Annotated in this window: 22 protein-coding genes; 15 read left to right on the plus strand and 7 right to left on the minus strand. The window is 56.4% G+C overall.

What is annotated here, in order from left to right:
• Positions 1-62 precede the first annotated feature (62 nt).
• Positions 63-1,091, minus strand: a complete 1,029-nt coding sequence (locus LDK53_RS08140; RefSeq protein WP_025758370.1) for a Mal regulon transcriptional regulator MalI — start codon at positions 1,089-1,091, stop codon at positions 63-65.
• Between the two features lie 177 nt (positions 1,092-1,268).
• Here LDK53_RS08140 and malX point away from each other — a divergent pair, with 177 nt between their 5' ends.
• The 3 genes from malX (at position 1,269) to add (ending at position 5,180) form a co-directional block, all read left to right on the plus strand.
• Positions 1,269-2,861, plus strand: coding sequence for a maltose/glucose-specific PTS transporter subunit IIBC (malX, locus tag LDK53_RS08145; RefSeq protein ID WP_095449759.1), 1,593 nt, complete (start codon positions 1,269-1,271; stop codon positions 2,859-2,861).
• A 48-nt stretch (positions 2,862-2,909) separates the two neighbouring features.
• Positions 2,910-4,082: a MalY/PatB family protein gene (locus tag LDK53_RS08150; protein ID WP_225285382.1), complete on the plus strand. Its 1,173-nt coding sequence runs from the start codon at positions 2,910-2,912 to the stop codon at positions 4,080-4,082.
• A 96-nt stretch (positions 4,083-4,178) separates the two neighbouring features.
• Positions 4,179-5,180, plus strand: coding sequence for an adenosine deaminase (gene add, locus LDK53_RS08155; protein ID WP_025758367.1), 1,002 nt, complete (start codon positions 4,179-4,181; stop codon positions 5,178-5,180).
• Between the two features lie 52 nt (positions 5,181-5,232).
• Here the strand turns inward: add and LDK53_RS08160 are convergent, their stop codons facing one another.
• Complete coding sequence (locus tag LDK53_RS08160) at positions 5,233-6,273, minus strand: oxidoreductase (protein WP_225285383.1); 1,041 nt, start codon at positions 6,271-6,273, stop codon at positions 5,233-5,235.
• Positions 6,274-6,516: 243 nt separating this feature from the next.
• Here LDK53_RS08160 and blr point away from each other — a divergent pair, with 243 nt between their 5' ends.
• The 12 genes from blr (at position 6,517) to gstA (ending at position 16,676) form a co-directional block, all read left to right on the plus strand.
• Positions 6,517-6,642: a division septum protein Blr gene (gene blr / locus LDK53_RS08165; protein ID WP_168112406.1), complete on the plus strand. Its 126-nt coding sequence runs from the start codon at positions 6,517-6,519 to the stop codon at positions 6,640-6,642.
• A 232-nt stretch (positions 6,643-6,874) separates the two neighbouring features.
• Entirely contained in the window at positions 6,875-7,090 is a 216-nt protein-coding gene (ydgT, locus tag LDK53_RS08170; protein WP_006174966.1) for a transcription modulator YdgT, read from the plus strand.
• An 86-nt stretch (positions 7,091-7,176) separates the two neighbouring features.
• Positions 7,177-7,617, plus strand: a complete 441-nt coding sequence (locus tag LDK53_RS08175) for a DUF2569 domain-containing protein (RefSeq protein ID WP_025758365.1) — start codon at positions 7,177-7,179, stop codon at positions 7,615-7,617.
• Positions 7,618-7,693: 76 nt separating this feature from the next.
• Positions 7,694-8,275 carry an electron transport complex subunit RsxA gene (gene rsxA, locus LDK53_RS08180; RefSeq protein ID WP_008500564.1) on the plus strand — a complete coding sequence of 194 codons (582 nt, stop codon included), beginning with the start codon at positions 7,694-7,696 and terminating at the stop codon, positions 8,273-8,275.
• Complete coding sequence (rsxB, locus tag LDK53_RS08185; RefSeq protein WP_025758363.1) at positions 8,275-8,853, plus strand: electron transport complex subunit RsxB; 579 nt, start codon at positions 8,275-8,277, stop codon at positions 8,851-8,853. Before rsxA ends, rsxB begins: the two co-directional genes overlap by 1 nt.
• A complete protein-coding gene (gene rsxC, locus LDK53_RS08190) occupies positions 8,846-10,867 on the plus strand; it encodes an electron transport complex subunit RsxC (protein ID WP_225285386.1) in 2,022 nt (673 codons plus the stop codon). Before rsxB ends, rsxC begins: the two co-directional genes overlap by 8 nt.
• Positions 10,868-11,920, plus strand: coding sequence for an electron transport complex subunit RsxD (rsxD, locus tag LDK53_RS08195; RefSeq protein WP_025758360.1), 1,053 nt, complete (start codon positions 10,868-10,870; stop codon positions 11,918-11,920).
• A 10-nt stretch (positions 11,921-11,930) separates the two neighbouring features.
• Entirely contained in the window at positions 11,931-12,551 is a 621-nt protein-coding gene (gene rsxG / locus LDK53_RS08200; RefSeq protein WP_225285389.1) for an electron transport complex subunit RsxG, read from the plus strand.
• A 2-nt stretch (positions 12,552-12,553) separates the two neighbouring features.
• Positions 12,554-13,240 carry an electron transport complex subunit E gene (locus tag LDK53_RS08205; protein WP_225285391.1) on the plus strand — a complete coding sequence of 229 codons (687 nt, stop codon included), beginning with the start codon at positions 12,554-12,556 and terminating at the stop codon, positions 13,238-13,240.
• Positions 13,237-13,872, plus strand: coding sequence for an endonuclease III (nth, locus tag LDK53_RS08210; protein WP_008500570.1), 636 nt, complete (start codon positions 13,237-13,239; stop codon positions 13,870-13,872). Before LDK53_RS08205 ends, nth begins: the two co-directional genes overlap by 4 nt.
• Before the next feature lie 591 nt (positions 13,873-14,463).
• Positions 14,464-15,972 carry a dipeptide/tripeptide permease DtpA gene (dtpA, locus tag LDK53_RS08215; protein WP_025758355.1) on the plus strand — a complete coding sequence of 503 codons (1,509 nt, stop codon included), beginning with the start codon at positions 14,464-14,466 and terminating at the stop codon, positions 15,970-15,972.
• Positions 15,973-16,070: 98 nt separating this feature from the next.
• The gene (gene gstA, locus LDK53_RS08220; protein ID WP_225285393.1) at positions 16,071-16,676 is read left to right on the plus strand and encodes a glutathione transferase GstA; all 606 of its coding nucleotides are present in this window, start codon (positions 16,071-16,073) and stop codon (positions 16,674-16,676) included.
• A gap of 103 nt (positions 16,677-16,779) precedes the next feature.
• On the opposite strand, the gene pdxY is transcribed toward gstA, so the two are convergent.
• The 5 genes from pdxY to anmK form a co-directional block, all read right to left on the minus strand.
• On the minus strand, positions 16,780-17,640 hold the full coding sequence (gene pdxY / locus LDK53_RS08225; RefSeq protein WP_225285395.1) for a pyridoxal kinase PdxY: 861 nt from the start codon (positions 17,638-17,640) through the stop codon (positions 16,780-16,782).
• 66 nt (positions 17,641-17,706) lie between these two features.
• A complete protein-coding gene (gene tyrS, locus LDK53_RS08230) occupies positions 17,707-18,981 on the minus strand; it encodes a tyrosine--tRNA ligase (protein ID WP_025758350.1) in 1,275 nt (424 codons plus the stop codon).
• A gap of 125 nt (positions 18,982-19,106) precedes the next feature.
• A complete protein-coding gene (pdxH, locus tag LDK53_RS08235) occupies positions 19,107-19,763 on the minus strand; it encodes a pyridoxamine 5'-phosphate oxidase (protein ID WP_025758349.1) in 657 nt (218 codons plus the stop codon).
• A 57-nt stretch (positions 19,764-19,820) separates the two neighbouring features.
• Positions 19,821-20,144 carry a C-type lysozyme inhibitor gene (mliC, locus tag LDK53_RS08240; protein ID WP_225285403.1) on the minus strand — a complete coding sequence of 108 codons (324 nt, stop codon included), beginning with the start codon at positions 20,142-20,144 and terminating at the stop codon, positions 19,821-19,823.
• A gap of 93 nt (positions 20,145-20,237) precedes the next feature.
• The gene (gene anmK, locus LDK53_RS08245; RefSeq protein ID WP_025758347.1) at positions 20,238-21,362 is read right to left on the minus strand and encodes an anhydro-N-acetylmuramic acid kinase; all 1,125 of its coding nucleotides are present in this window, start codon (positions 21,360-21,362) and stop codon (positions 20,238-20,240) included.
• Between the last annotated feature and the right edge of the window lie 154 nt (positions 21,363-21,516).

A 21,516-nucleotide genomic window follows, 5' to 3' on the forward strand; every position in this document is an offset into this window, starting at 1 on the left:
ACGATTCCGGGCCGTTGTAGGCCCGTGCAAGCGCAGCGTCGCCGGGCAATGTGCCGAGGTATCTATTTCACCGTCACTAACCGCGCCGCCACAATCTGGTGCCCGGCCTGGACATCCGTATTGTCGATGCGCTGCATGATCCTGTCCGCCAGGGTGTAGCCCATCTCCCGCGCTGGGGTCGTGGCCCAGACGATCGGCAGATCGTCGAGCGCGTTTTCGCCGACGTCGGCGAACGCCCCCAGCGCCACCTGATGGCCGAAGAACGTTTCCACCCCGCCCTCGCCGCTCTGACGCCCGGCGCGGATCAGGCCAAACCAGGCGCCCATGGCAATCACGTCGTTATAGCAAATCACGGCGCTGATCGTCGGGCTGCTGCGCAGCAGCGCGCCTATCGCTTCTGCCGCTTTCTTCTGGCTGGATTCACACTCCACGACCCATTCGCTGTGGAACGGCAGGCCATACTTGATCAGCGTTGCGCAGTAGCCGCCTACCCGCTCAGCCCGCGTCAGGGACGAGCTTTTGCCCCCCAGCCAGGCAATGCGCTGGTGCCCGCGGCGAATCAGATGCTCGGTCAACATTTGCGCGGCCTGCATGTTATCCGGGCGCAGCGTGTCGGCCTCGTCGAGATAGCTGGCGCGAGAGGCAAACACCAGCGGCACGCCTTTTTCGGCGGCACGCTCGCACAGCTCGCTGCCCACGCCCGACGCGCCGGCGACGATCACCCCGTCCACCCCCTGGGTCAGCAGCATATCGAGACGGGAGAGAAGCTGATCGGCCTCGCGTCCGCCATGCAGCAAAAAGACCATTCGCCCCTGCGCTTCAAGGGCTTCCGTTAGCCCTGCGGTCAGCTCCGCATAGAACGGTGACGTCAGGTCGCGGACAATCAGGCCAATCACCCCGCTCTGCCCGCCGCGCAGCGCCGATGCCTGGCGGTTACGCACAAAGCCCAGTTGCTCAACCGCCTCGTTAACCCGCTGGCCGGTTGCGGGTGAGATACGTCCTTTTCCGCTCAGCACCAGCGAAACGGTGCTGACGGAAACCCCCGCCGCCAGCGCGACATCATTAATGGTGATTTTTTTCGCTACAGCCATGTGTCGGCGTGACTCCCTGAAATGAGATCGGTAAAACGTTTTATCAATACGTTATCTTTATACTACCAGTCAAAGCCTGAGAATGTGATACAGAGCGCACTAAAGTTTGATAAAACGTTTTATCTTCTCGCAGCATTGAAGCAGGCAAACTGATTTTAACAATAAAGGAGTCGTTTTATGACGGCGAAAGCAGCACAAAAAATATCGCTGTGGGAATTTTTCCAGCAACTGGGTAAAACCTTTATGCTGCCCGTGGCGCTCCTCTCGTTCTGCGGGATCATGCTCGGCATCGGCAGCTCGTTAAGCAGTAAAGACGTCATCACCCTGATCCCGTTCCTCGGCGCGCCCGCGCTGCAGGCGATCTTTATCTGGATGAGTAAAGTCGGCTCCTTCGCCTTCAGCTTCCTCCCCGTCATGTTCTGCATCGCTATCCCGCTGGGCCTGGCCCGCGAGAACAAAGGCGTCGCGGCATTCGCCGGATTTGTGGGTTACGCCGTAATGAACCTCGCGGTTAACTTCTGGCTGACCGCGAAAGGCATTCTGCCTACCACCGACGCGGCGGTACTGAAAGCCAACAATATTCAGAGCGTGATTGGTATCCAGTCTATTGATACCGGGATCCTCGGGGCGGTGATCGCCGGGGTGATTATCTGGATGCTGCACGAGCGTTTCCACAATATCCGTCTGCCGGATGCGCTGGCCTTCTTCGGCGGTACCCGCTTTGTGCCGATTATCACCCTGGTGGTGATGGGCCTGTTTGGTTTGATCATTCCGCTGATCTGGCCGGTCTTCGCGATGGGCATTAACGGCATTGGCCGCATCATTAACGGCGCGGGCGATTTTGGTCCGATGATCTTCGGCACTGGCGAACGTCTGCTGCTGCCGTTTGGCCTGCAGCATATCCTGGTGGCCCTGATCCGCTTTACCGAAGCGGGCGGCACCATGGAAGTGTGCGGCCACGATGTGAGCGGTGCGCTGACCATTTTCCAGGCACAGCTGAGCTGCCCGACCACCCACGGGTTCTCTGAAAGCGCAACCCGTTTCCTTTCTCAGGGTAAAATGCCGGCCTTCCTCGGCGGTCTGCCTGGCGCCGCGCTGGCGATGTACCACTGCGCGCGTCCGGAAAACCGCCATAAAATTAAAGGACTGCTGATTTCCGGCGTGATCGCCTGCGTCGTAGGCGGTACCACTGAGCCCATCGAATTCCTGTTCCTGTTTGTCGCGCCGGTGCTGTACCTCATCCACGCGGTGCTGACCGGTCTGGGCTTTACCGTGATGGCGGTGCTCGGCGTCACCATCGGCAACACCGACGGCAACGTGATCGACTTCGTGGTGTTCGGCATCCTGCACGGCCTCTCCACTAAGTGGTACCTGGTGCCGGTTGTGGCGGCGATCTGGTTCGCGGTGTACTACGGCATCTTCCGCTTCGCCATCACCCGCTTTAACCTGAAAACGCCGGGCCGCGATACCGATACGGCCACCAGCGTGGAACAGGCGGTTGCAGGAACCGTGGGGAAATCCGGCTATAACACTCCGGCCATTCTGGCGGCGCTGGGCGGTGCGGATAACATTACCTCTCTGGATAACTGTATTACCCGCCTGCGCCTTTCTGTGGCGGATATGTCAAAAGTGGACACCAACGCCCTGAAAGCCAACCGGGCCATCGGCGTGGTACAACTTAATCAGCATAATTTGCAGGTGGTTATCGGCCCGCAGGTGCAGTCAGTGAAAGATGAACTGGCTACCCTGATGCGAACAGTTGAAGCCTGATGCCTCAGCCCCCTCACCATGAGGGGGTTTTACGTTAAGGATTAAAGCATGTTTGATTTCTCAACCGTCGTGGATCGTCACGGCACCTGGTGTACGCAGTGGGACTATGTCGCCGACCGTTTTGGCGCGGCCGATTTACTGCCCTTCACCATCTCGGATATGGATTTCGCCACCGCCCCCTGCATTACCGACGCGCTGCATGAGCGTATTCATCACGGCGTGTTCGGCTACAGCCGCTGGAAAAATGACGAGTTTCTCGCCGCCATCGCGCACTGGTTTGAGCAACGCTTTAACTGCCAGATTGATACTGAAAGCGTGGTCTATGGCCCTTCCGTTATCTACATGGTCTCCGAGCTGATACGCCTTTGGTCAAACCCTGGCGACGGCGTGGTGGTGCACACCCCAGCCTACGATGCGTTTTACAAAGCCATTGAGGGCAATGCGCGTCAGGTGGTGACCGTTGAGATGCAAAAACAGCCAACAGGCTGGCAGGGAAATATGACTGCCCTTGAAGTAGCCCTGGCGAAACCGGAAAACAAAATTTTGCTGCTGTGCAGCCCGCAAAATCCCACCGGCAAGGTCTGGACGCGGGACGAACTGACGCACATGGCGGAACTGTGCGCGCGCTATGACGTGGCGGTGATCAGTGATGAAATCCATATGGATATGGTGTGGGGCGAGCATCGTCACACACCATGGAGCGCGGTGGCGCGCGGCAAATGGGCGCTTCTGACCTCCGGCTCGAAAAGCTTTAATATTCCGGCGCTCACCGGGGCTTACGGCCTGATTGGCGATGACGCGAGCCGTAACGGCTATCTCAGCGCCCTGAAAGGCCGCGACGGGCTCTCTTCCCCCTCCGTGCTGGCGCTGACGGCCCATATCGCGGCCTATCAGCAGGGGGCCCCCTGGCTGGATGCCTTACGCCAATATCTTGAAGACAATTTGTTGTATATCGCGCAGGAATTAAACGGCGCTTTTCCGGAACTGAACTGGCAGCCGCCAGAGGCGACCTATCTGGCCTGGATTGACCTGCGCCCGCTGAACCTTGACGATCGGTTGCTGCAAAAGGTGCTGATCCAGCAGCAAAAAGTCGCCATCATGCCGGGATATACCTACGGAAAAGAGGGAAACGGCTTCGTACGTCTGAATGCGGGTTGCCCGCGCAGCAAGCTGGAGCAGGGGGTTCAGCGCCTCATCGCGGGCATTAACACGCTGCGGTAATCAGTTTGCGCAACGGAATATTCCCTTGCGCAAATAGCTTTTTACCCCGTTTTGTTTTTATAATATGGCGCACTTTAACCAGAAAAGAGTGCGACCATGATTGATACACGCCTGCCTTTAACTGATATTCATCGTCACCTTGACGGTAACATTCGTGCCCAAACCATTCTCGATCTTGGCCGCCAGTTCAATTTAACGCTCCCCGCTCAAACGCTTGATGCCCTGATCCCTCACGTACAGGTCACCTCAAATGAACCGGATCTGGTCAGCTTCCTGAGCAAACTCGACTGGGGCGTAAAGATGCTGGCCTCGCTGGATGCCTGCCGTCGCGTAGCGTTCGAGAACATTGAAGATGCGGCCCGCAACGGTCTGCACTATGTCGAACTGCGCTTCTCGCCGGGCTATATGGCGATGACCCACAACCTGCCCGTTGCGGGCGTGGTGGAAGCTGTCATTGAAGGCGTGCGTGAAGGCTGTAAAGCCTTCGATGTTCAGGCCCGCCTGATTGGCATTATGAGCCGTACGTTCGGCGAAGCCGCCTGCCTGCAGGAGCTGGAGGCGCTGTTGGCCCATCGCGATGCCATCACCGCCGTCGATCTTGCCGGTGATGAGCTGGGCTTCCCGGGCAGTCTGTTCCTCTCCCATTTCAACCGCGCGCGCGATGCCGGCTGGCATGTTACCGTTCACGCCGGGGAAGCCGCAGGCCCGGAAAGCATCTGGCAGGCCATCCGTGAGCTGGGTGCCGAGCGTATCGGTCATGGCGTGAAGGCGGTGGAAGATCGCGCCCTGATGGATTTCCTGGCAGAGCAGCGTATCGGGATTGAGTCCTGTCTGACGTCCAATATTCAGACCAGCACCGTGGCGACGCTTGCCCAGCACCCGCTGAAAACGTTCCTGGAGCACGGCGTATTGGCCTCGCTGAACACGGACGATCCGGCGGTACAGGGCGTGGATATTATCCATGAGTACAACATCGCCGCACCGCAGGCGGGCCTGAGCCGCGAACAGATCCGTCAGGCGCAGATCAACGGGCTGGAAATGGCCTTCCTGACGCCTGCAGAGAAGCAGGCGTTGAAAGATAAAGTGGCCCGCGGTTAACACCGTTGCCGGGTGGCGCTGACGCTTACCCGGCCTACACAATAGTTAAAACTTATGCCAGACAGAGCGTGGCGCGATGTTTGGCAGATTCAATCCCCAGTTCAATCAGCTCCATAATCTGAATCGCCTGGCTGGCTGGCACCGGGTTCTCCCCCGAGCCGTTCAGCGCATCGCGAATGGCCGCGTAATACGCCGGATAGTTACCCGGAATTGTCAGCAGGGTTTCCTCGACCAGCTCTTCACCTTCGACCCGCGTGACAACGCCGTCGCGCATATCGTAGCCCCAGTCTTCCTGCGGCAAACGCTCGCCATTTTTCAGCCGGTCTTCCTGGGGATCGAGACCAAATTTCACATAGCTCCCGCGCGTGCCGTGGACAATATAACGGGCGGATTCCGCGGCCGCGACCATCGTGCCATGCAGCACTATCCGTCGCTGCGGGTAACTTAACACGGCGTGGAAGTAATCCGTGGTCTGCGCCCCGGGCCTGAGCTGGGCCAGATCGACCGTCATGCTCACCGGCAGGCCAAAAAGATTCACGGCCTGATCCAGCAGATGCGGGGCTAAATCGTACCAGATGCCGCTGCCCGGACCGGCCTGCTCGCGCCAGCGGTTGCGTACCTGTGGGCGGAAGCGGTCAAAGTGCGATTCAAAAAAGAGGATCTCCCCTAACGTACCCTCACCGAGAAGCCTTTTTACCGTCAGAAAGTCGCTGTCCCAGCGGCGGTTATGGAAAACCGACAGCAACCTGCCCAGACTCTTCGCCAGCGCATCCAGCTCGCGAGCCTGTGACAACGTCACAGTGAAGGGTTTATCCACCACCACGTGTTTACCGGCTTCCAGCGCGGCTTTTGCTAGCGGAAAGTGGGTATCGTTCGGCGTGGGGATGACGATTAAATCAATCTTCGGATCGTTGAAAAGATGTTTAGGCTCAGAGACAACCGGCACGGAAGGCCAGTCGGCATGAACTTTAGCGGCATCGCTGCTGGAGACTGCCGCCAGCGCCATCCCCGGCGTTCCGGCTATCAGAGGCGCATGAAACGTTTTGCTCGCGTAGCCGTATCCAATAAGCCCGACGCGGATATTATCACTCATAGTGCCATCCTCTTTTATGACGTTCTTATTTCACACTGGGTAGTCTGGCATTACCACAGATTAATAATGAGCCATATGACTTAAAATAGCAGGTTGTACCGGTTGTTTTTGTTACATAGTATTAACCTGCTGATTTTGTTTAGGGGAACCGTTCCCAAAGCCCTTGCCGTCGGGAAAAGCTCGCTGTAACATTTGCACCCGGTCTTTATGGATAAAGTACAATTACGAATCATGACGTCAATTATTAATCGAATCATTGAATTAGCGGGATGGATTGTTCTTGGGGTATCGGTCATTTTGCTTGGCGTCGCCAGCCATATCGATAACTACCAGCCGCCGGAGCCTGTCACTGTCGCCCAACCTAAGTAACCGGTTACGGCAATAAAGAGTGACATAATATGTCAGTTACGTATTGCCAGCCCTGGTGAACACGGTTAACCTTCTCTTCCAGGCATCTTCTGATGCCTGAATTTCAGCAAAGAAAACTCCTAATTTCGTCGCGTTACCTGAGTGGGCTGTTTACGTCTTTATTAATCCGTTTATTATTCGAACAAATTACCTTAACGGGTATTACACATCTTTTATATGGAAACTTATTAATATGACAGTTCAGGACTATTTATTAAAATTTCGCAAGATCAATTCGCTTGAGAGCCTGGAAAAACTGTTTGACCATCTGAACTACACCCTGTCGGATAATCAGGAGATCATCAATATGTATCGCGCCGCCGATCATCGTCGAGCGGAGCTGGTGTCCGGAGGCCGTTTGTTCAACGTGGGTGAAGTACCGAAGTCTGTCTGGCGTTACGTTCTATAAGAAAGTAGCCATCCGCGCGAAATGTTATATACTCTCCGCCCTGCAAACTGGCTGTACAACATTTCGCGCAGATTATGGGAGAGTTCATGACCGCAACGCCTGGAGAACGCATTGGAGGCTGGTTAATCGCCCCACTGGCATGGCTGCTGGTTGCCTTATTAAGCGCATCACTTGCGCTGTTGCTTTATACCACCGCACTGATTACCCCTCATGCCATTCAGACGCTGATGTCGCAAAGCGTGCTTAATATTGCGATGTGGTTTGTGTCGTTCGTTTTCGCGATTGGGATGTGGTACTACACGCTGTGGCTGACGATCGCCTTCTTTAAGCGCCGCAAAAGCGTGCCTAAACACTACATTATCTGGCTGCTGGTTTCGGTTCTGCTGGCGGTGAAGGCCTTTGCGTTTTCGCCCGTTTCTGATGCCCTGGCCGTCCGTCAGCTGCTTTTCCCGCTACTGGCCGCAGCGCTGCTGGTGCCCTATTTCAAGCGTTCAACGCGGGTGAAAAACACCTTTGTGAACCCGTAATAACCTTACAGATAACCTGTTGTCGCCTGCGTGGGTTTATCCGATAATAGGCGGCTTTTTTATTTCAGGCTAAATAATGACCGATTACTTACTGCTCTTTGTCGGCACCGTGCTGGTTAACAACTTCGTTCTGGTGAAGTTCCTTGGCCTGTGCCCGTTTATGGGCGTTTCCAAAAAGCTGGAAACGGCAATGGGGATGGGGCTGGCGACGACCTTCGTGATGACGCTGGCGTCCATCTGCGCGTGGTGGATTGATACGTGGATCCTCATCCCGCTGGGGTTAACCTATCTTCGCACGCTGGCCTTTATCCTGGTTATCGCAGTGGTGGTGCAGTTTACCGAAATGGTGGTGCGCAAAACCAGCCCGGCGCTCTATCGCCTGCTGGGTATCTTCCTGCCGCTGATCACCACCAACTGCGCGGTACTCGGCGTGGCGCTGCTGAACATCAACCTTGGCCACAACTTTATGCAGTCGGCGCTGTATGGTTTCTCTGCGGCAGTCGGTTTCTCTCTGGTCATGGTGCTGTTCGCCTCCATTCGCGAGCGCCTGGCCGCAGCGGATATCCCTGCGCCCTTCCGCGGCAACGCGATTGCACTGGTGACCGCCGGTTTAATGTCTCTGGCCTTTATGGGCTTTAGTGGTCTGGTGAAGTTGTAATGAATGCTATCTGGATTGCCATCGCCTCTATCAGCGTTCTGGGGCTGGTGTTTGGCCTTATCCTGGGCTACGCCTCCCGCCGTTTCGCGGTAGAGGACGATCCTGTTGTTGAGAAAATTGATGAGCTTTTGCCACAAAGCCAGTGCGGGCAATGTGGCTACCCTGGCTGCCGCCCCTATGCCGAAGCGGTAGGGGTTCAGGGTGAAAAAATTAACCGCTGTGCGCCCGGTGGCGAAGCGGTGATGCTGAAAATTGCGGCCCTGCTGAACGTTGACCCGCAGCCTGTGGATGGCGATGCGGACGTCCAGGAGCCGGTACGCGCTCTGGCCGTGATTGACGAAGCAAACTGCATCGGCTGCACCAAATGTATTCAGGCCTGCCCTGTGGACGCCATTGTTGGCGCAACCCGCGCCATGCACACCGTGGTGGCGGATCTGTGCACCGGCTGTAACCTCTGCGTGGCCCCCTGCCCGACGCAATGTATCGAGTTGCGCCCGGTTGAACCGACTACCGAAAGCTGGAAATGGGATCTTCAAACCATTCCGGTTCGCATCATTCCTGTGGAACAACATGCTTAAGTTATTTTCTGCTTTCAGAAAAGAGAAGATTTGGGACTTTGACGGTGGGATCCATCCACCGGAGATGAAAACCCAGTCCAGCGGTACCCCGCTGCGTCAAATTCCGCTGGCGACCCGTTTCGTCATGCCGCTGAAGCAGCACATAGGCGCTGAGGGTGAGCTGTGTGTAAAAGAGGGCGATACCGTCCTTCGCGGTCAGCCCCTGACCTTTGGGCGCGGACGTATGCTGCCGGTACACGCCCCCACCTCCGGTAAGGTGGTGGCCATTGCGCCCCATACGGTGGCGCATCCGTCAGCGCTCTCAGAGCTGAGCGTCATTATTGAAGCCGATGGCGAAGACCGCTGGATTGAACGTGACGGCTGGAGCGACTACCGCGCCCGCAGCCGTGAAGCGCTTATCGAACGCATTCATCAGTTCGGCGTTGCCGGTCTGGGTGGCGCAGGTTTCCCGACCGGGGTTAAACTGCGCGGCGGTGGCGATAAGATCCAAACGCTGATTATCAACGCCGCCGAGTGCGAACCCTATATCACCGCCGACGACCGTCTGATGCAGGACTGCGCCGCGCAGGTAGTGGAAGGCATCCGCATCCTTGCGCATATTCTGCAGCCGCGGGAAGTGCTGATTGGTATCGAAGACAACAAACCGCAGGCTATTTCCATGCTGCGTGCCGTGCTGGCGGGTAGCCATGATATCAGCCTGCGCGTGATCCCGACCAAGTACCCCTCTGGCGGTGCTAAACAACTGACGCAAATTCTCACCGGCAAGCAGGTACCGCACGGCGGACGCTCTTCAGATATCGGCGTGCTGATGCAGAACGTCGGCACCGCTTACGCCGTGAAGCGTGCGGTGATTGACGGCGAGCCGCTGACCGAGCGCGTCGTGACGCTGACCGGGGAGTCGGTCTCTCGCCCGGGCAACGTCTGGGCGCGTCTGGGTACGCCGGTGCGTCACCTGCTGGAACAGGCTGAATTTTGTCCGGGCAGCGACCAGATGGTGATCATGGGCGGCCCCCTGATGGGCTTTACCCTGCCGTGGCTGGACGTTCCGGTAGTGAAAATTACCAACTGCCTGCTCGCGCCTTCAACGAGCGAAATGGGTGCGGAGCAGGAAGAGAAAGGCTGTATCCGCTGCAGCGCCTGTGCCGATGCCTGCCCTGCCGATCTGCTTCCGCAGCAGCTGTACTGGTACAGCAAAGGCCAGTTGCATGACAAAGCGAAAGCCCATAACCTGGCCGACTGCATCGAATGCGGTGCCTGCGCCTGGGTCTGCCCCAGCAACATTCCGCTGGTGCAGTATTTCCGTCAGGAGAAGGCTGAAATTTATGCCATCTCCATGGAAGAGAAACGGGCCGCAGAAGCCAAAGCACGCTTTGAAGCGCGCCAGGCGCGACTGGAACGCGAAAAACTCGCCCGTCAGGAGCGCCACAAACAGGCTGCCGTTCAGCCTGGCGAGAAAGATCAGGATGCGATTAACGCCGCACTGGCCCGCGTTCGCGAGAAAAAAGCCAATGCAGCGCAGCCTGTGGTGATCCCGGCGGGTGAAAAGCCGGATAACAGCGAAGCGATCGCCGCACGTGAAGCACACAAGGCCGCCGCTCGCGCCCGTCAGGCAGAAAAAGCACAAACGACCCCGGCGGATGCTGCGGTCGATCCGCGCAAAGCGGCCGTTGAAGCGGCAATCGCCCGCGCCAGGGCCCGCAAAGCCGGAGAGCAACCGGTGGTGGTAGAACAGGACCCGGTCGATCCGCGCAAAGCGGCCGTCGAAGCGGCCATTGCGCGTGCTAAAGCCCGTAAAGCGGCGCAGCAGACGCCTGCGGCAGAAGCGGAAACACCGGTCGACCCGCGTAAAGCCGCCGTCGAAGCGGCCATTGCCCGCGCCAAAGCCCGTAAGGCGGCGCAGCAGGAAACGCAACCGCAGGCCGCTAACGATGACCCGCGCAAAGCCGCCGTCGCCGCCGCCATTGCGCGCGTTCAGGCAAAGAAAGCCGCACAGCAAGCAGTTAACGAGGATTAAATGGTTTTCAGAATCGCAAGTTCCCCCTACACCCATAACCAGCGTCAGACATCGCGCATTATGATGCTGGTTTGCCTGGCGGCCCTGCCGGGCATTGCCGTTCAGTGCTGGTTTTTCGGCTGGGGAACCCTCTTCCAGATACTTCTCGGCTGTGTCAGCGCCTTAGCGGCAGAAGCCCTGGTGCTTAAGCTGCGTAAGGCAGCGGTCTCCCGTATTCTCGCTGACAACTCCGCGTTGCTGACCGGCCTGCTGCTGGCCATCAGTATCCCGCCGTTTGCCCCGTGGTGGATGGTGGTCCTCGGCACCGTATTTGCCGTGATCATTGCGAAACAGCTCTATGGCGGACTGGGCCATAACCCGTTTAACCCGGCGATGATTGGCTACGTGGTGCTGCTGATCTCCTTCCCGGTGCAGATGACCAGCTGGCTGCCGCCGCACGACATTGCGGCCACGGTTCCGGGCTTTATGGATGCCCTGCACGTTATCTTTACCGGCCATACGGCGCTCGGAGCGGATATGAACGCGCTGCGTATGGGCGTGGACGGGATTAGCCAGGCAACGCCGCTTGATACCTTTAAAACCTCCCTGCATGCCGGCCATAGCGTTGAGCAGATTATGCAATCCGCCATCTATCGCGGCATGCTGGCGGGGGCCGGCTGGCAGTGGGTCAACCTGGCGTATCTGCTTGGCGGCCTGTTCCTGCTGCAGCAGAAAGCCATTCGCTGGCATATTCCGGTCAGCTTCCTGGTGACGCTGGCGGTCTGCGCCACGCTGGGCTGGGTCTTCTCCCCTGAATCACTGGCCAGCCCACAAATGCACTTGCTCTCCGGTGCGACCATGCTCGGTGCCTTCTTTATCCTGACGGATCCGGTGACAGCCTCCACGACTAACCGCGGGCGTCTGATCTTCGGCGCGCTGGCGGGGTTACTGGTCTGGCTCATTCGCAGCTTCGGTGGTTACCCGGATGGCGTGGCGTTTGCTGTCCTGCTCGCCAATATTACCGTTCCGCTCATTGACTATTACACGCGTCCACGCGTGTACGGCCATCGCTAAGGGTTTCGCCATGTTAAAAACGATGCAAAAACACGGCGTCACGCTGGCTGTCTTCGCCGCGGTCCTGACAGGGCTGACGGCGCTGGTCAACGCTCTGACCAAAACCACGATCGAAGAGCAGGCGTCGAAGCAGCAAAAAGCGCTGTTCGATCAGGTGATCCCGTCAGATTTCTACGATAATGACCTGCAAAAAAGCTGCTTTGTGGTAGACGCGCCGCAGCTGGGGAAAGGCCCACACCGCCTCTTTATTGCCCGCAAAGGGGATAAACCGGTAGGCGCGGTGATGGAAGCGACGGCACCTGACGGCTATTCCGGTGCCATTCAGCTGCTTGTGGGCAGCGATTTCTCCGGTACGATACTGGGCACCCGCGTCACGGAACATCATGAAACGCCGGGTCTAGGCGATAAGATTGAAACCCGTCTGAGCGACTGGATTTTGCACATTGCCGGTAAAGTGATCCATGGCGAAGAGGATACCGCGTTTGCGGTGAAGAAAGATGGCGGTGAGTTCGACCAGTTCACCGGCGCGACCATCACGCCGCGTGCCGTGGTGAACGCTGTAAAACGAGCCGGGCTGTATGCTGAAACGCTGCCCGCGCAAATCAACAATCTTCCGGCCTGTGAGGAGTAATCATGAGCCAGGTTAAAGAGGTTATTGTCCAGGGGTTGTGGAAGAACAACTCCGCGCTGGTACAGCTTCTGGGGATGTGTCCGCTGCTGGCGGTGACATCCACCGCCACCAATGCGCTCGGTCTGGGTCTGGCGACCACGCTGGTGCTGACCCTGACCAACCTCTCCATCTCTGCCCTGCGCCGCTGGACGCCGTCGGAAATCCGTATTCCGATCTACGTCATGATCATTGCGTCAGTAGTCAGTATCGTCCAGATGCTGATTAACGCTTACGCGTTCGGTCTGTACCAGTCGCTTGGGATCTTTATTCCCCTGATCGTCACCAACTGTATCGTGGTCGGGCGTGCGGAAGCCTTCGCGGTGAAAAACAGCCCGGTCATGTCGGCGCTGGATGGTTTTTCCATTGGTATGGGCGCCACCTGCGCCATGTTCGTGCTGGGTTCGCTGCGCGAAATCCTTGGCAACGGTACGCTGTTTGACGGCGCGGACGCGCTGCTGGGCAGCTGGGCCAAAGCGCTGCGCATTGAAGTGTTCCACACCGATACGCCATTCCTGCTGGCGATGCTGCCGCCTGGCGCGTTTATTGGCCTCGGCATGATGCTGGCGGTAAAATACCTGATTGATGAGAAACGTAAGCGCCGCGCGGCTGAGCGTAGCGTTCTGGAAGGGACACCCGAGAAGGCCTCATGAATAAAGAAAAGCGCATTGCGATCCTGACCCGTCTGCGGGACGAGAACCCGCACCCGACGACGGAGCTGAACTTTACCTCCCCGTTTGAGCTGCTGATCGCCGTGCTGCTGTCTGCACAGGCTACCGACGTGAGCGTCAATAAAGCCACCGCCCTGCTCTATCCGGTCGCCAATACGCCGAAGGCCATGCTTGAGCTGGGTGTGGAAGGCGTGAAGTCCTATATCAAAACCATCGGCCTGTTTAACAGCAAAGCCGAGAATGTGATTAAGACCTGCCGGATCCTGCTCGAACAGCACGGTGGTGAAGTACCGGAGGACCGCGCCGCGCTGGAGGCGTTACCGGGCGTCGGTCGCAAAACGGCGAACGTGGTGCTGAACACCGCGTTTGGCTGGCCTACTATCGCCGTGGATACGCATATTTTCCGCGTGTCGAACCGGACCAACTTTGCCCCGGGTAAAAACGTCGAACAGGTCGAAGAGAAGCTGTTAAAAGTGGTACCTGCCGAATTTAAGGTTGATTGTCATCACTGGCTGATCCTGCACGGCCGTTACACATGTATTGCCCGTAAGCCTCGCTGCGGCTCCTGCATTATTGAAGATCTCTGCGAATACAAAGAAAAAGTCTATCCCTGAGCACTCAACCCCTTAGCAAAAGAAGGGCTATCAAGCGCTCTTCTTTTGGCCGTTTTTTGTCCGCCTTTTGTTTTGCCTCACCTGTCACTTATTCGGTTCTTTAACGCTCAAACAGGTTAATACTTTTTTCATAGCCAAAAATTTCTATACATCTGTGATCACGATCACCCTGATAACTTCATGTTGATTTTTTGTTGTTAAAATCCGCCTAAACCCTTTGTGGCATAAGATATCTCTTGCCTTAAACCGAACATAAGACCAGCTATTTTTCAGAATATGGGCTATATCACTGCATCAAGCGGCAAATAGCAGAAGATATCGCCAAAAGCCCGTCAGAGCCGGTAATTGCCAGTCGAAAAAACTACCTTTCTTCACTGTATGAAATTTAACGCTAAATAACATTTGTATGAACCGAAGATTATACCACCTCAGATATATGTAACAGATTATTACAAACGTATTGCCAGACGGGTCAGGATAGTGAACATTACCCGCCGTTTCTCCTCCCAATATAACTATAAGGCGGATGGACTACGGCCATCACGCTATGCACACCCCCCGTTAATATGGGATGTAAAAAAAGAGGTATATGTGTCGACTGCAAACAATAAACCAACAGATGAAAGCGTGAGTCTTAACGCTTTTAAACAACCTAAAGCGTTCTATCTCATCTTCTCTATCGAGTTATGGGAGCGTTTTGGTTATTACGGCCTGCAAGGGATCATGGCGGTTTACCTGGTAAAACAGCTGGGTATGTCCGAAGCCGATTCCATCACGCTGTTCTCTTCTTTCAGCGCTCTGGTGTACGGCCTGGTCGCTATCGGCGGCTGGCTGGGTGATAAAGTTCTCGGTACTAAACGTGTCATCATGCTGGGCGCCATCGTCCTGGCGATTGGCTATGCACTGGTTGCATGGTCCGGGCACGATGCCGCTGTGGTGTATATGGGTATGGCGACGATTGCCGTCGGTAACGGTCTGTTCAAAGCGAACCCGTCCTCCCTGCTCTCTACCTGTTACAGCAAAGATGACCCGCGTCTGGACGGTGCATTTACCATGTACTATATGTCCGTCAACATCGGTTCCTTCTTCTCCATGCTGGCAACCCCATGGCTGGCCGCTAAATTCGGCTGGAGCGTGGCGTTCTCCCTCTCCGTGGTCGGTATGCTGATCACCGTGGTGAACTTTGCTTTCTGCCAGCGCTGGGTTAAAGATTACGGTTCAAAACCAGACTTCGAACCTGTGCATATGGGTAAACTGCTGGCGACCATTGTGGGCGTGGTGATCCTCGCCACGATCGCCACCTGGCTGCTGCACAACCAGGGTATCGCGCGTGCGGTTCTGGGCGTGGTTGCACTGGGTATCGTGGTGATCTTTGCGAAAGAAGCGTTCGCCATGCAGGGCGCTGCCCGTCGTAAGATGATCGTGGCATTCATCCTGATGCTGGAAGCGATTATCTTCTTCGTTCTGTACAGCCAGATGCCTACTTCTCTGAACTTCTTCGCGATTCGTAACGTTGAGCACTCTATTCTGGGCATCGCGTTTGAGCCGGAGCAGTATCAGGCACTGAACCCGTTCTGGATCATGATTGGTAGCCCGATTCTGGCCGCTATCTATAACAAGATGGGTGACCGTCTGCCAATGCCGCACAAGTTTGCGATTGGTATGGTGCTGTGCTCTGGCGCGTTCCTGGTGCTGCCACTGGGTACCAAATTTGCCACCGACGCAGGTATCGTGTCCGTGAACTGGCTGATCCTGAGCTACGCGCTGCAGTCTATCGGCGAACTGATGATCTCCGGCCTGGGTCTGGCAATGGTTGCTCAACTGGTGCCACAGCGCCTGATGGGCTTCATCATGGGTAGCTGGTTCCTGACTACTGCGGGTGCAGCAATTATCGCAGGTAAGATTGCGAACCTGATGGCGGTACCGGATAACGTCACGGACCCACTGGTCTCTCTGAACGTCTACGGTACCGTGTTCATGCAGATTGGTATCGCGACGGCGGTGATTGCGGCGCTGATGCTGCTGACCGCACCGAAACTGAATCGTATGACTCAGGACGACAATAAGACTGCTGAAGCGACCAAAACCGCTACCGCGTAATGTGATTGAGAAACGATGAGCCGCTAATCTATTAGCGGCTTTTTTTTTATCTGTTCGCGCACTAACATAGCTGAAACCTCAGCAAAAAGGAGTTACCGATGAAACTGTTCTACAAACCGGGCGCGTGCTCTCTTGCTTCGCATATCACGCTGCGCGAGAGCGGCAAAGATTTCACGCTGGATGGTGTGGATCTGATGAAAAAACGTCTGGAAAACGGCGATGATTTTCTGGCCATTAACCCGAAGGGACAAGTTCCGGCACTCTTGCTGGATGACGGTACTCTGCTGACCGAAGGCGTAGCGATTATGCAGTTCCTGGCCGACAGCGTGCCCGATCGCCAGCTGCTGGCCCCTGTCAGCACCATTTCGCGCTACAAGACGCTGGAATGGCTGAACTACATTGCCACCGAGCTGCACAAAGGCTTTACGCCGCTGTTCCGCCCGGATACGCCAGAAGAGTTTAAACCGACCCTGCCCGCTCTGCTGGAGAAAAAGCTGCAGTACGTCAACGAATCGCTGAAAGACGAACAGTGGATTGGCGGGTCACGTTTCACCATTGCCGATGCATATCTCTTTACCGTACTGCGCTGGGCGCGCGCGGTTAAGCTGAATCTTGAAGGGTTAGATCATATCGCATCGTATATGAAACGCGTGGCGGAGCGTCCTGCGGTGGCTGCGGCGCTGAAAGCAGAAGGTTTGAGTTAACCGAGCGGTCTGTTTTGCCGGGTGGCGCTGCGCTTACCCGGCCTACCAATAAATTGCACAATACCTCTCAGTCCCGTGCAAGCGCAGCGCCTCCCGGCATCGTTCAGAGCCGCGTCGCGCTGAAATAGTGCTCCGGCTCCGCAATACGATCCTGCGCCGCAACTACCTGCAGTTCATACTCCTGCATCGCTTTCGTCGCCATCATAATTTCGTACACTGCCGCTGTAACATGTTCCAGCGCATCCTGCAGCGCGGCTCCCTGCAGCAATTTCACCAACAACAGACCGCTGGTGACATCTCCAACCCCTACCGGCTGACGCTGACCAAAATCCACCAGCGGACGGCTGATGTGCCAGGCGTCATCTTTCGTGACCAGCAGCATCTCAAAACGGTCCTGGCTTAGCCCTGCACGCGCCAGGTGTTTTACCAGCACAACGTCAGGCCCCTGGGCTATCAGCTCGCGGGACGCGCTGACTGCCTCTTCTACGCTATTCACCGGATGCTCGCAGAGGATCTCCAGTTCAACCAGGTTTGGCGCAATGATATCGCTGGCGGGCAGCGCATGGCGGACGTGAAACTCTGCCACCCCTGGCGGCACAATACAGCCCTTCTCCGGATGCCCCATGACCGGGTCGCAGAAGTATTTAGCCGCCGGGTTTGCCGCTTTCACCTGACGCACGATGCCGAGGATATGTTCCCCCTGCTCCGCTGAACCAAGATAACCGCTCAGTACGGCGTCACAGCGCTTGAGCTGGTCGATATCGGCAATGCCCTGCACAACGTCGGTGAGGTGCGAAGGCGGCATCACGCAGCCGGTCCATTTGCCGTACTGCGTGTGGTTAGAGAACTGAACGGTATTGAGGGGCCAGACGTTGACGCCGAGGCGGCGCATCGGGAATTCCGCTGCGCTGTTGCCAGCATGTCCAAAAACAACGTGGGACTGAATGGCGAGGATGTTCTTCATTATATGCTTACCAAACCCTGAAAAAACAAAAGGGGCGTGGTTTCCCACGCCCCTGGAGACTGTGACTTATTTCCAGCAGACAAGACAGTAGTTTTTCTTACCGCGACGCAGCAGCGTGTAGCGGCCATACAGTCGGTCACCGTCGACGAACGTGTATTCCGGGTCGGCCTGTTTCTCACCGTTGATGGTGATCGCGTTAGAGGCGATGGTTTTACGCGCCTGACCGCGTGAAGGCTGCAGCTCAGAGTCCACCAGCGCCTGCATCAGGTCAGCCCCTTTCTCCATCTCAACCATTGGCACGCCGTCCTGGGCCAGCTGTTCGAAGTCCGCTTCGCTCAGATCGCTCAGGGTACCGTTGAACAGGCTGGCGGTAATGCGTTTTGCTGCGGCCAGACCCTCTTCACCGTGCACCAGTTTGGTCACTTCATCCGCCAGCACGTACTGGGCACGTGGCGCTTTACCGCTGTTCTTGTCTTCTTCTTCCAGCGCATTGATCTCAGCAATGTCCATGAAGGTGAAGAACTTGAGGAAGCGGTAGACATCGGCATCCGCTGTGTTGATCCAGAACTGGTAGAATTTGTACGGGCTGGTTTTCTTCGGATCAAGCCATACCGCGCCGCCTTCCGTTTTACCGAATTTGGTACCGTCGGCTTTGGTGATCAGTGGAACGGTCAGCCCGAAGACCTGGTTCTGATGCAGGCGACGGGTCAGATCGATACCGGAGGTGATGTTACCCCACTGGTCAGAACCGCCAATCTGCAGGGAAACGCCGTGCAGTTTGTTCAGGCAGGCAAAGTCATAGCCCTGCAGCAGGTTGTACGAAAACTCGGTAAAGGAGATACCCTGGTCGTCACGATTCAGACGCTGCTTCACGGCTTCTTTGTTAATCATCTGGTTAACAGAGAAATGTTTGCCGATGTCACGCAGGAAGGTCAGCACGTTCATGCTGCCAAACCAGTCGTAGTTGTTCGCGGCAATCGCGGCGTTATCACCACAGTCGAAGTCGAGGAACGGTGCAACCTGTTTGCGGATCTTATCCACCCACTCCTGCACGGTATCTTCGGTATTCAGTTTACGCTCAGCGGCTTTAAAGCTTGGGTCGCCAATCAGACCGGTCGCGCCGCCCACCAGGGCAACAGGCTTATGGCCTGCCATCTGGAAGCGTTTCAGGCATAACAATGGAACAAGATGCCCCAAATGCAAGCTGTCAGCGGTGGGATCAAAGCCGCAATAGAGCGCGATCGGGCCTTGCGCCAGTCGCTCTGCTAACGCTTCCTCGTCCGTCACCTGGGCCACGAGGCCCCGCTCTTGCAATTGTTTAATCAAGTTACTGCTTGCCATCAAATTCTCCATGTATAAACGACTGCACCTTTGCCGGTACACGACTTTTCGCCTGATGCGAAAGGAACATAGAATAAAGCGCAAGCGCGGTGTGCGCTAGCGCTTAAATCAACAAATTTCGGGGATTAGGGTGCCAGTCTGTCGATTTTCCAGCCGCCCTCTTCGCGCTGGTACAAAAAGCGGTCGTGAAGGCGATGTTCGCCCCCTTGCCAGAACTCAATCTGCTCAATGGGGATACGGAAACCGCCCCAGAAGCTGGGCAGTGGGATTTCACCCTGCTGGAACTTCTGTTTCAACTCCAGGAACTTGCTTTCCAGCACCCCACGGGCAGAGATGCGGCTGGACTGTTTTGATACCCAGGCGCCAATCTGGCTGTCACGCGGACGGCTGTGGAAGTACTTCACCACTTCCAGCGTGGAGAGGCGTTCCGCTTTGCCGGTCACCATCACCTGACGTTCCAGCATATGCCAGGGGAACAGGAGACTAATACGCGGATTGTTTTCTAAGTGGTGCGCTTTACGGCTACCCAGGTTGGTATAGAACACCAGCCCTTTCTCGTCATAATGCTTGAGCAATACGATGCGCTGATACGGTTGCCCGTTTTCATCAACCGTCGCGACAACCATGGCCGTTGGGTCGGCAAGTTTCGCTTCGCAGGCCTGTTTCAGCCAGCGTTCAAAAAGCACAAGGGGTTCAGCGGGAAGATCCTGGCGACGCAGGCCGCCTTTGGTGTATTCACGGCGCAGATGCGCAATTTGCTGCAGTTCGTCGTTATCTGACATGGCGTTAGCTAACATTGAGATTGGGTGGCGCTATTGTGCGCCGCCCCTGTAAAAATCTCAACGCTTCGGATTTTCGAGCTGGCAGTTGTTCAGCACAATTCGGTCGCGTTTGTAGACCGTGGCGCTAACACCTTTCGACCAGAAGACATAGATACCGTCGGTATAACGCGCGCCAGAGGCCGAGATACCCTGCTTCAGCGTCAGCAATTTATTGTCGTAAACAAAACTGGCTTCCTGGCGGGGATTATTGAGCTTCACGGTCAGCGGTTTTTCGTCGCAGCGATACTCCAGCGTATCGGTCTGCATGCGCTCAAGGAGTTGGTTATAGACGCTGCATCCTGACAGCAATAAAGGCGCGGCAATAAGAAGAACTTTTTTCATGGGCGTATTCCGAAGACTTTCCTGGTCCTGGAGGGCATGCCTGCCCTCCTGTTTCATTCCATTGTAACGACGGGACGCGGCGCTGAATTTCAGTTAACTCTGATTATGACGCGGATTCGCCGGGAAAATCGCCCCCAGCACGCTGGCTTCGCGCGCCCCGGTCACCGACGGTAAATTACCCGGCAGTCCGGCAACGGTGCGCCAGGCAAGCCAGGCGAAGGCCAGCGCTTCCATATCATCGCCACTGATACCCGCCGCATCGGTTGTTGTCACTTCGGTACCCGGCAGCAGCCCGGCCAGACGCGCCATCACCAGCGGGTTACGGCTGCCACCGCCGCACACCAGCAGGCGTTCGCATCCGCCGCTGAGCAACACCTGTTCGGAGACCGACACGGCCGTAAGCTCGGCGAGCGTCGCCTGAACATCCTGTGGTGCGAGCGCCGGGAAGGAGGCCAGCTGGCGCTCAAGCCAGCCAAAGTTGAAGTATTCTCGCCCGGTGCTTTTCGGCGCCGGTAAGGCAAAATAAGGATCACTCAACATGGACTGCAGCAGCGGGATAATCACTTTACCCTCGCTCGCCCACTCTGCGTTTTTATCATACGGTTGTCCGCACTGCCGCCAGATCCAGGCATCCATTAACATGTTGCCCGGCCCCGTATCGTAACCGCGAACAGGCTGCCCCGGGATCAGCATCGAGAGATTGGCAATCCCGCCAATGTTGAGCACCATACGCCGTTCGGACGGATGGGCCAGTAACGCCTGGTGGAACGCGGGCACCAGCGGAGCCCCCTGGCCGCCAAGCGCAATATCACGACGGCGAAAATCCCCCACTACCGTTACACCCGTTTTCGCCACAATCTGGTTGTTATCGCCGATTTGCAAGGTGTGCGGCGCGTCTCCGCCCGGCTCGTGCCAGACCGTTTGTCCATGACACCCAATGGCTACCACATCCTGCGGACGAAGATGTTCTTTTTGCATCAAAGCCAGCACCGCATCCGCAAACAGCGCTCCCAGACGGACGTCGAGTTGTCCAAGCTGGGAGAGGGTCAGTTGCTGGCCCTGACAGATACTCAGGATATCCTCTTTCAGTGAAAGGGGGATTGGCCAGGTCAGGCTCGCCTGCTGCGCCACCATGTTTTCATCAATGGCGGCCAGAACGACATCTACCCCATCCAGACTGGTACCAGACATCACACCAATGTAGCGACCCGATTTCATGCGCTTTCCTTACGTTGCGTGGGCTAAGGTTACCCACTCAACCATAAACGGCGTTGCTTTGCCATCCGGGGATAATATTTTTTAACAATGTCAGACGGCTAACACGCGCGGATCCTGTTTATGTCTCGTTAAGTCAAATTCAAGTACAATTTTC

Source organism: Enterobacter sp. K16B, from assembly GCF_020216105.1.
Lineage (GTDB): Bacteria > Pseudomonadota > Gammaproteobacteria > Enterobacterales > Enterobacteriaceae > Enterobacter > Enterobacter sichuanensis.